This is a genomic window from Fundidesulfovibrio sp. (assembly GCF_058402725.1).
Map to the genome: position 1 here is coordinate 22,430 of NZ_JBZVFJ010000047.1, position 2,508 is coordinate 24,937.

The 2,508-nt window shown below is 64.0% G+C and carries 3 protein-coding genes; 2 read left to right on the top strand and 1 reads right to left on the bottom strand.

Annotated elements, in window-relative coordinates; translation table 11 throughout:
• Positions 1-315 precede the first annotated feature (315 nt).
• Positions 316-900, top strand: coding sequence for a rhodanese-like domain-containing protein (locus ACV4UX_RS08180; RefSeq protein WP_491592817.1), 585 nt, complete (start codon positions 316-318; stop codon positions 898-900).
• 353 nt (positions 901-1,253) lie between these two features.
• On the opposite strand, the gene ACV4UX_RS08185 is transcribed toward ACV4UX_RS08180, so the two are convergent.
• Complete coding sequence (locus ACV4UX_RS08185; RefSeq protein ID WP_491592818.1) at positions 1,254-1,727, bottom strand: arsenate reductase ArsC; 474 nt, start codon at positions 1,725-1,727, stop codon at positions 1,254-1,256.
• Positions 1,728-1,966: 239 nt separating this feature from the next.
• On the opposite strand from ACV4UX_RS08185, the gene ACV4UX_RS08190 reads away from it, so the two are divergent.
• Positions 1,967-2,508, top strand: a 542-nt coding sequence (locus ACV4UX_RS08190; RefSeq protein ID WP_491592819.1) for a DJ-1/PfpI family protein, incomplete at its 3' end; no start/stop codon positions are given.

Below are 2,508 nucleotides of genomic sequence, written 5' to 3' on the forward strand. Positions count from 1 at the left end.
CGGCACGTTCAACGGCTTCGCGGACGCCTACGGCGTCTTCGGCGGCGTTTCCAACGCCTCCGACTACACCGAGGCCTACGGCGGCCTGGGCCTGCGCTGGTCCTGGGACCCCCAGAAGGCCTTCTGGGCCCCCAAGGAACTCTTCCGCCGTCAGACCCCCTTCGACCGCGATTGATCCCCGCGCCGTTCCAGGCGACCAGGCATCACGCCCGCCGATACCCGACCGCGCAAGAGGGTTGATGCCTTGCGCGCCACAGTCTACAGGATAGGAACAGACCCGATTCCCAGCCATCAACCGCAAATCAGAGGAATCCCATGAAGAAGCATGTCGCCATCCTTTCGGCTGCCGTTCTGTCGTGCCTGCTCTTCGTCGGCGCGGCCCTGGCCCAACAGCCTTCAACCCCCGTGCCCACCGACGCCCGCAAGCAGACCACCCTGGGCAAGTACTGCACCGCCATGGAGGCCTACCTCATGTGGCGCGCCAAGCCCAAGGAGGTGGTGATCCTGGACGTGCGCAGCCCCGAGGAATACGTCTTCGTTGGGCACCCCGAAATGGCCTTGAACATCCCCGTGCAGTTCTTCAACCCCGCCTTCGACGCCGAAAAGAAGTCCTACGGCATGGCCGCCAATCCTGATTTCGTGGCCCAGGTGGCCAAGAAGCTGGACAAGAACGCCACCATCGTCGCCATGTGCCGCAGCGGGCAGCGCTCCGCCGCCGCCGTGAACCTCCTGGCCGCCGCCGGATTCGCCAACGTCTGGAGCATGGTGGACAGCTTCGAGGGCGACGCCGTGACCGACCCCGAGAACCTCTACAACGGCAAGCGCATGAAGAACGGCTGGAAGAACTACGGCCTCCCCTGGACCTACGCCCTCAATCCGGAACTGGTGTTCGTCAAATAGCACCCGCTCCTTCAATTACTCAGAGAGCCCCTTCCGGCCGTGCCGGAAGGGGCTCTCCCTTTCAAGGGCAGCTCGCCCGCCCGCTGAGGGATCAGCTTTCTACGCAGTTCCTCATGGGCAGCTTCAAGGAGCGGACAGGGCCGACCTGGCGAGGGATGCCCGATACCACCGTCCCCGGGATCGTGGTACGACTCGTTGCGCGATGATGTAACCAGTGGCTGTCTTTCAACAAGATAACCACTGTTTTCTGAATTGTTGCCTCGACACCCCCTTGGCGCGGAGGGGGGATGATGCTCGAGGCATCCCGGGGATCACCTCGGCCCCGGACTCGCTGACAGCGAACTCCCCAGGCGTCAGGCCGTGGGCTTGATCTCCCAGAAATCGCCCAGGGGCTTGCGGCCGGAGCTGCCCACCCAGGAGACGAATTCCTCCACCACCTTGCGGATGGCGTTGCGGATGGCCCGAACCTGGGCCAGGCGCTCCTCGTGGGTTCCGGTGACGGCCGCCGGATCCTCGAAAGAGAGGTGCAGGCGGTGGGTCATGCCGGGGAAGATGGGGCACTTGGAGCCCACGGACTCCTCGCACACGGTGATCACGTAGTCGAACACCCGGCCTGCCCGGAAGAGGTCGAAGACCTTCTGGGAGCCCTTGTCCGTCAGGTCCACCCCCTCTTCGGCCATGACCTCCACCACCAGGGGATTGATGGGGCCGGGTTCGAAACCGGCGCTCTCCACATGGAACCCGTCGCCGCCCAGCAGGTTCAGGTAGGCCTCGGCCATCTGGCTCCGCGCGCTGTTGTGGACACAAAGAAACAGAACTCTTTTCATGAACGTCTCCAAAAGGGATGGTTGTGGGCCTCCTCCGGCTAGAGCACGAACGTTACGAATCCGTTGCGAAACGTGGCAGATCGCGTCGAACAGTTCCCGATCAGCGCCCATGATGCAGCAGTTGACGCTTTCGGGGGAACACGCACTGATTGGCCCTTGCAACCGCCAGCCATACGGGTATGAGGAAAGTCAATCTGGGCGCTGCCCCCCGGGCGCGCCGCCGCACACGGAGGATACAGATGTCGGTCAAGCGCATTCTGATGCTCGTCGGCGACTTCGTCGAAGACTACGAGGTGATGGTTCCCTTCCAGATGCTGCTCATGGTGGGGCACGAGGTGCATGCCGTCTGTCCCGGCAAGAAGGCCGGAGACAAGGTGAAAACCGCCGTGCACGACTTCGAGGGCGACCAGACCTACACCGAAAAACCCGGCCACAACTTCCTCATCAACCACGATTTCGACTCCGTGGACCCCCTGGACTACGACGCCCTGGTGATCCCCGGCGGACGCGCCCCGGAATACATCCGCCTCAACGAGCGCGTCCTGGACATCGTGCGCCACTTCGCCGAGGCCAAGAAGCCTATCGCCTCCGTCTGTCATGGCCAGCAGGTGCTCGTGGCCGCGGGCGTCCTGGCGGGCAAGGGCTGCACCGCCTACCCGGCCGTGCGCCCGGACATCCTCATGGCCGGGGGCAAATGGCTCGACATCAACGACACCTTCTCCAACGCCCACGTGGACGACAACCTGGTGACCGCCCCCGCCTGGCCCGCCCACCCCGAATG

Excerpts from the sequence above, each read along its gene's own strand:
- ACV4UX_RS08180 (WP_491592817.1), top strand. The coding sequence starts at position 316 with ATGAAGAAGCATGTCGCCATCCTTTCGGCTGCCGTTCTGTCGTGCCTG.
- ACV4UX_RS08185 (WP_491592818.1), bottom strand. The coding sequence starts at position 1,727 with ATGAAAAGAGTTCTGTTTCTTTGTGTCCACAACAGCGCGCGGAGCCAG.